Here is a 5,916-nt window from a genome sequence, read left to right as displayed (position 1 = left end):
CCGGATCACCGGCTAACATCCGCGAGTTGGTACAATCGTGAAGAACCACATTTGGAGCAACTGGAGTTCGTCTCTAGTTGCTCTTTTTTGATTGCTCCAAATGTGATACTTCACTTATGAATTATAGTACTTTTCGCGCCTAGTGACAACCTTTGCAGGGGAGCGAAAAGGACCGGAACCCTCCTTTTTCAAGGGGATTCCGATCCTTCCCAGCCCTTTTATCCCTAGCACCAGTGGAAGCCGTAGGGGGGCAGGACCACCAGGCCGCCTTGGCGCCGGATCTCCTGTCCCAGCAGGTCCTTCTCCCGTCCGTCCAAGGCCTTCGCCTCCACCGTCTGCTCCTCCCCGGTGAGGTTCTGCAGGACCACCGCCTGCTCCTTCCCGTAGGCCCGCTCGTAGGCCAGGACGTGGCTGTTCACCGCACCGTCGGCCCCCCCCAGCTCCAGGAAGCGCAAATCCCCACGGGCGAAGGCCTTCTGGCTTCCCCGGACCGCCACCATCCGCTTCAGGGTATGGTAGATCTGGTGCCCCAGGGAGGCAGGGTCCCCAAGCTGGGCCTCCACCTGGTCCCAGTCGATCCGTCCCCGGACCAGGTACCGGGTATCCGGATAGCCTGTCTGGGCGTAGACTTCCTGGTAGTAGGCCAGGTCGTTCCCCTTCCCGAACTCGTCCCCGTAGTAGATGATGGGGGTCCCCAGCAGGGTGAACATGATGGAGTAGGCAAGCCGGATCCTGCGGATGTCCCCCTCGAACAGCTCTGCGAGGCGGGCGGAAATCCCCTCCCCCTGGCGGAAGTCCCACAGGGGGTCCTTGACGTAGGCCTTGTAGATGAACTCCCGCTCCTCTGGGGTCACCATCTCCAGGGTCAGCTCGTCATGGCAGCGCAGGAACATGAACCACTGGCAGTCCCCGGGGATGGGCGGGGTGAAGGAGGGGTCCATGACCATCTCGATGGAATCCTTCCTGCCCTCCGCCAGGGCCTTGTAGATCCTGGGCATCACCGGAAAATGGTAGGCTGCGTGGCATTCGTCGTTCTCCCCGAAGTATTCCACCACGTCCACCGGGGGCTGGCAGGCCTCGGCCAGCACCAGGGTCCCCTCCTCCAGGAAGTCCAGGGCGGCCCGGAAGAACTTCACGATCAGGTGGGTCCCCGGCAGGTTCTCGCAGTTGGTCCCCTCCTCCTTCCAGAGGTAGGGCACCGCGTCGGCCCGGAAGCCGTCGATCCCCCGCACCTTCCAGTCCACCAGCACCTGGACCATGGCCAGGAGCAGCTCCGGGTTCCGGTAGTTCAGGTCCGGCTGGATCTCGAAGAACCGGTGGAAGTAGTACTGGCCGGCCGTCTCGTCCCACTCCCAGTTGCTCTTGCACATGCCCTTGAAGATGATCCGGGCCTCCTTGTAGCGGTCGGTGGTGTCGCTCCAGATGAACCAGTCCCGCTTGGGGGAGTCCTTGGACCTCCTGGCCTCCTGGAACCAGGGGTGCTCCATGGAGCAGTGGTTGATGGCGATGTCGAAGATCACCCGGATCCCCCGGGCGTGGGCGGCCTGGATGAAGCCCGCGAACACCCTGTCCTTCTCCTCCGGGCTTGCGCCTTCCGGCAGACCCAGCAGCTCGGAACGGATGGAGCTGAAGTCGGAGATGTCGAAGCCCGCGTCCTTCATGGGGGACTCCAGCACCGGCAGCAGCCAGATGCAGTTGATCCCCAGCTCCTGGAGGTGGTCCAGCTTGTCGGAAAGTCCCAGCAGGTCCTTGTTGAACAGGTCCCCGTAGGTGGAGTACACCACCGCGTCCTTGTACCAGTCCGTATCCTTCTGCCCTTCACCGGAAAAATGGGTTTCCTTCGTCCTGTCCAGCTGTTCCAGGAATCCTTCCAGCAGTTCCCTTCCCACGCCTTCCCCGAAGATTTCCCTCCACAGCCTCTTCATCCTTGCCTTCGCTTCCATGTGCGCTCCTCCTATAACGTCATCGCCTGTTGACCGCTCCCCATGCCTTTGCCCGCCGGTCACGTGGACTCCCCTTCCACAATCACAAAGTCCAGGATCCGGCTGGTTTCCCCGCCGCCGCCTTCCAGCAGGGCGATCAGGTCCTCCATCCCCCGGACCCCCATCTCGTACCGGGGCTGGGCCACGGTGGTGATGGAGGGGTGGAAGTACCGGGCCCCCTCGATGCCGTCGAAGCCCAGGACCGCCACGTCCCCGGGAATCTCCAGCCCCCGGGCGAGGGCCGCCTTGGCCGCCCCCATGGCCATCACGTCGCTGAGGGCGAACACCGCCTGGGGCCGGTCCTCCCCTTCCAGGAGCTCCTCCATGGCCCGGTGGGCGCCGGCATAGGAGAACTTCCCAAACTTCCGCCAGCCCTCCGGCAGGTCCAGGCCCTCCTCGGCCAGGGCCTGTCGCAAGCCCGCCTCCCGGGGCACGGAGGAGTTCCTGTCCCCCTCCTCCCCGGAAATCAGGCCGATGCTCCGGTACCCCTTCCCCAGGAGGTATTTTGCCGCCTCGTAAGCCGCCTTCCCGTTGTCGATGTTCACCGCGCCCCAGCCCGCATGGCTCAGCTCCGCGCCTTCCTGGCCCTCCGGCACCGCCGTGGAGAGGAAGACCACCGGCATCTGCTCCTTGTGGAACAGGGCCACGTCCTCCCTGGTTACGGCGCTCCCCATGTAGAGGATCCCGTCCACCTTCTTGTCCTTCAGCTCCTCCAGCCGCCCCTGGAGCCTTCCCGGTTCCCAGACCAGGTCCGCCAGGATGATGCTGTAGTTCTTCCGGGCGGCGCAGTCCTCGATGCCCCGGACCACGTCCGTGTAGAAAGGGTTGGCGATGTCCATCAGGATGACCCCCACGGTCCGGGAGAAACGGGCCTTCAGGCTGCGGGCGATCTCGTTGGGCCGGTAGCCCAGGGCCTGGATGGCGGCCAGGACCTTCTCCCGCTTCTCCGGGCTCACGTTGCTGTGTCCGTTCAGGACCCGGGACGCCGTCCCCACCCCCACCCCCGCCATCTGGGCCACATCCTTCAGTCGGATGGTTCTCTTCATGTCTTGGCACACCCCTTTCTTTCTGGAATCGGTTCCATTTGCCTTGATTGTACCACGACACTCCCCCGCCTGTCAAATGGAAATGGTCCGCGGGGACGGTTCTTCCGGCCCATTTTTGGACCGGAAGAACCGTCCCCGCGGACCATCCTTATCCAATCTTTCCTTCTTTCCCTCTTGAATATCCGTATATTATGATATATAATATGGTATATGTACAAGACACGGACAAAAGGAGGTGTTCCATGGACCAGGGACTCACGCTCTTCATCCTGAAGGCCTGCCCCTACTGCAAGCAGGTGCTGCGCTGGATGGAGGAGCTGAAGCAGGAGAATGCGGCGTATGGGGATATCCCCTTGCGGATTGTTGACGAGCGCAAGGAGCCGGAGGTCGCCGCCCGACACAACTACTATTACGTTCCCACCTACTATCTGGACGGCAACAAAGTCCACGAAGGGGTGGCCAACAGGGAAATCGTGCGCAAGGTCTTTGAAATGGCCTTGGAGCGCGGATAAGCACAAGAAGAATGGAGGAATCCCATGGGTATTTTCACTTGGCTGCTGGTGGGGGCCATCGCAGGATGGCTGTCCGGCAAGTTCGTAAAGGGAAAGGGCTTCGGCCTGTTCGGAAACATCATCATCGGCATCGTGGGGGCCCTGGTGGGGGGCTGGGTGGCCGGAGAACTTTTCGGCGTCCAGAACGCCGTCAGCGGCTTCAACCTGGGGACCATCTTCGTGGCCTTCCTGGGGGCGGTGCTGGTGCTGCAGATCGCCAAACTGGTGCGGAAATAGCCGGCAAGCCTTTCCTGCAATGCATGCAGAAGCAGACCCCGGGGGTTCAGTGGAACCTCCAGGGCCTGCTTCTTCTCATTTTTGATGCGCCTTTTGCTTCTCCCTGTAGACCTGGATGGCCTTGTGCAGGGCTCCGGCGCCAAGGTTGGAGCAGTGGAGCTTGTTTTCGGGAAGCCCGTCCAAGGCCTCCACGATGTCCTCCTCCGTGATCCTCTCCGCCTCCTTAAGGGTCTTCCCTGTGGCCAGCACCGAAGTCATGCTGGCTGTGGCAATGGAGGCGCAGCAGCCGTAGACCAGATAGCTGACCTCCACCAGCACACCCTCCCGGACCTTGATGAACAGCACCATGGAGTCGCCGCAGTCCGGATCCCCCACCCTGGCCTCCGCATCCGCGTCCGGCATGGAATGGGCGTTATGGGGGCTCATGAAATGTTCGATGACCTTGATGGAGTATTCCATGGGCGGTTATTCCTTCGGCTCCTGCAGGTCGACCAGTTCCCTGTCGATCTGTTCCAGCCTCGTCTTCAGCATTGCCTGCTGTTCCTCCAGCAGCTCCCTCTGGGTCTTGGTGTCAGCGGGGTCTGCGGAGTCTGCGAAAAAACCCCGGCCCAACCCCCTTCCCAGGCCTCTTCCAAGCCCTCTTCTACAGCCGTAAGCCAATCCAAGGCCCAGTCCCAACCGCGCGCCATACTGGATGGCTTTTTTGCCTCCACATGTTCCCAAACCTCTGCCTGTCATGGGACCAAGTCCCATGGGACCTGTACTGTTTCTTCCTGGCATGATTCCCATCTCCTTTCGATGCTTGTTTGCGTTATGGGCATATGCCCTTTATCTAATTCCATTATACTCCTTAATTGACATATGTCAATAACCTCTCCAGCATTTCCCTGTGAATTCTCCGAAAAAAACGGCGCACCTGGTCTGCGGGGACGGTTCTTCCGGACCAATGGTCCGGAAGAACCGTCCCCGCAGACCACTCCCGGCACTTGTTGCCCGTCCGCAAATGTGGTACCATAGGAGGCGAATCCAAGCATACAAAGATCAAGAAGGAGCCCCTATGTTTCGTTCCACTAATTTCATCAAAAAGCTGTTGAAGGGAGGCCTGATCGGCCTCGCCAACATCATTCCCGGCGTCAGCGGAGGGACCATGGCCGTGTCCATGGGGATCTACGACGAACTGATCTACGCCGCCACCCACCTGCGCAAGGATTTCAAGCGCAACGCCATGACCCTCTTGCCCTACCTGCTGGGGGCCCTGGCCGGCATCGGCGCCCTGTCCTTTCTGGTCCGCTTCGCCTTGGAGCGCTTCCCCCTGCCCACCGCCGCGCTGTTCATCGGCCTGATCCTAGGGGGGCTTCCCGTCCTTGCAGGCAAGGTCCGGGGCGCCCGCTTCGGTGCGCTGCATGCCCTGCTCTTCCTGGCCTTCTTCCTGCTGGTGGTCCTCATGGCCTCCACGGGCGAGCGGGAAACGGAGGTCTTCCGGATCCTGCTGGGACCCGTCTCCATGGCAAAACTGTTCCTGGTGGGCATGGTGGCCGCCGGGACCATGATTGTCCCGGGTGTCAGCGGTTCCTTGGTGATGATGCTCCTGGGATACTACAACCTCGTCATCGCCAACATCAGCCTTTTTCTGGAGGCGGTCTTCTCCTGGGACCTGCCGGAAATCCTGTACGGTGTGGGATTCTTCGCCCCCCTGGGGCTGGGCATGGTCTTCGGGATCATCCTTGTGGCCAAACTCATCGACTGGCTTTTCCGCAAGGCGCCCCTCTTGGCCTATGCGTCCATCTTCGGATTGGTGGCTGCTTCCCCCATCGCCATCCTGCTGGGGATCGACCTGCCGGCCCTTTCTCCGGGGACCGTGGCCGCAAGCCTGCTGGCCCTCCTGTCGGGGGCGGGCGTCGCTCTGGCATTGGGCAGGGAATAGACACGAAAATGCGGACTTTCCTGTAATGCAAACAAAGAAGGGACGTTCCCGAGGCCACTGAAAAACATCATAGTTTTTCGTAGCCGCAAATTTAACCAAACAAAAACCCACCATGACCTGAAACGTTTTCAGGTCATGGTGGGTTTTTCATGTCTGTTTGTTGCCTATGATGCTTT

7 protein-coding genes are annotated in these 5,916 nt (G+C 61.0%); 3 read left to right on the top strand and 4 right to left on the bottom strand.

Features of this window, described 5'->3' with window-relative positions; genetic code table 11:
• Nucleotides 1-224: 224 nt before the first annotated feature.
• Both GXN74_RS13900 and GXN74_RS13895 read right to left on the bottom strand, forming a co-directional pair.
• Complete coding sequence (locus tag GXN74_RS13900; protein ID WP_162371543.1) at nucleotides 225-1,943, bottom strand: alpha-amylase family glycosyl hydrolase; 1,719 nt, start codon at nucleotides 1,941-1,943, stop codon at nucleotides 225-227.
• A gap of 59 nt (nucleotides 1,944-2,002) precedes the next feature.
• The gene (locus GXN74_RS13895; protein ID WP_162371542.1) at nucleotides 2,003-3,028 is read right to left on the bottom strand and encodes a LacI family DNA-binding transcriptional regulator; all 1,026 of its coding nucleotides are present in this window, start codon (nucleotides 3,026-3,028) and stop codon (nucleotides 2,003-2,005) included.
• A gap of 242 nt (nucleotides 3,029-3,270) precedes the next feature.
• On the opposite strand from GXN74_RS13895, the gene GXN74_RS13890 reads away from it, so the two are divergent.
• Both GXN74_RS13890 and GXN74_RS13885 read left to right on the top strand, forming a co-directional pair.
• Nucleotides 3,271-3,540 carry a thioredoxin family protein gene (locus GXN74_RS13890; RefSeq protein ID WP_162371541.1) on the top strand — a complete coding sequence of 90 codons (270 nt, stop codon included), beginning with the start codon at nucleotides 3,271-3,273 and terminating at the stop codon, nucleotides 3,538-3,540.
• A 24-nt stretch (nucleotides 3,541-3,564) separates the two neighbouring features.
• Nucleotides 3,565-3,816 carry a GlsB/YeaQ/YmgE family stress response membrane protein gene (locus GXN74_RS13885; RefSeq protein ID WP_162371540.1) on the top strand — a complete coding sequence of 84 codons (252 nt, stop codon included), beginning with the start codon at nucleotides 3,565-3,567 and terminating at the stop codon, nucleotides 3,814-3,816.
• 75 nt (nucleotides 3,817-3,891) lie between these two features.
• Here GXN74_RS13885 and GXN74_RS13880 read toward each other — a convergent pair whose 3' ends face one another.
• Together GXN74_RS13880 and GXN74_RS13875 are read right to left on the bottom strand one after the other, a co-directional pair.
• Nucleotides 3,892-4,275, bottom strand: coding sequence for an iron-sulfur cluster assembly scaffold protein (locus GXN74_RS13880; protein WP_162371539.1), 384 nt, complete (start codon nucleotides 4,273-4,275; stop codon nucleotides 3,892-3,894).
• A 6-nt stretch (nucleotides 4,276-4,281) separates the two neighbouring features.
• Nucleotides 4,282-4,596 (bottom strand): DUF5320 domain-containing protein, encoded by a 315-nt coding sequence (locus GXN74_RS13875; protein ID WP_162371538.1) that lies wholly within the window; start codon nucleotides 4,594-4,596, stop codon nucleotides 4,282-4,284.
• Between the two features lie 277 nt (nucleotides 4,597-4,873).
• Here GXN74_RS13875 and GXN74_RS13870 point away from each other — a divergent pair, with 277 nt between their 5' ends.
• The gene (locus GXN74_RS13870; RefSeq protein WP_162371537.1) at nucleotides 4,874-5,740 is read left to right on the top strand and encodes a DUF368 domain-containing protein; all 867 of its coding nucleotides are present in this window, start codon (nucleotides 4,874-4,876) and stop codon (nucleotides 5,738-5,740) included.
• Nucleotides 5,741-5,916 lie beyond the last annotated feature (176 nt).

Origin of the sequence: Anaerotalea alkaliphila, assembly GCF_010179735.1 — a bacterium.
Taxonomy (GTDB): domain Bacteria; phylum Bacillota; class Clostridia; order Lachnospirales; family Vallitaleaceae; genus Anaerotalea; species Anaerotalea alkaliphila.
This window is presented reverse-complemented; position numbering and strand designations above follow the sequence as displayed.

What these genes read in the sequence shown, in the direction of transcription:
- GXN74_RS13885 (WP_162371540.1), top strand. Translation starts at nt 3,565, where the DNA reads ATGGGTATTTTCACTTGGCTGCTGGTGGGGGCCATCGCAGGATGGCTG.
- GXN74_RS13890 (WP_162371541.1), top strand. Translation starts at nt 3,271, where the DNA reads ATGGACCAGGGACTCACGCTCTTCATCCTGAAGGCCTGCCCCTACTGC.
- GXN74_RS13875 (WP_162371538.1), bottom strand. Translation starts at nt 4,596, where the DNA reads ATGCCAGGAAGAAACAGTACAGGTCCCATGGGACTTGGTCCCATGACA.
- GXN74_RS13900 (WP_162371543.1), bottom strand. Translation starts at nt 1,943, where the DNA reads ATGGAAGCGAAGGCAAGGATGAAGAGGCTGTGGAGGGAAATCTTCGGG.
- GXN74_RS13870 (WP_162371537.1), top strand. Translation starts at nt 4,874, where the DNA reads ATGTTTCGTTCCACTAATTTCATCAAAAAGCTGTTGAAGGGAGGCCTG.
- GXN74_RS13895 (WP_162371542.1), bottom strand. Translation starts at nt 3,028, where the DNA reads ATGAAGAGAACCATCCGACTGAAGGATGTGGCCCAGATGGCGGGGGTG.
- GXN74_RS13880 (WP_162371539.1), bottom strand. Translation starts at nt 4,275, where the DNA reads ATGGAATACTCCATCAAGGTCATCGAACATTTCATGAGCCCCCATAAC.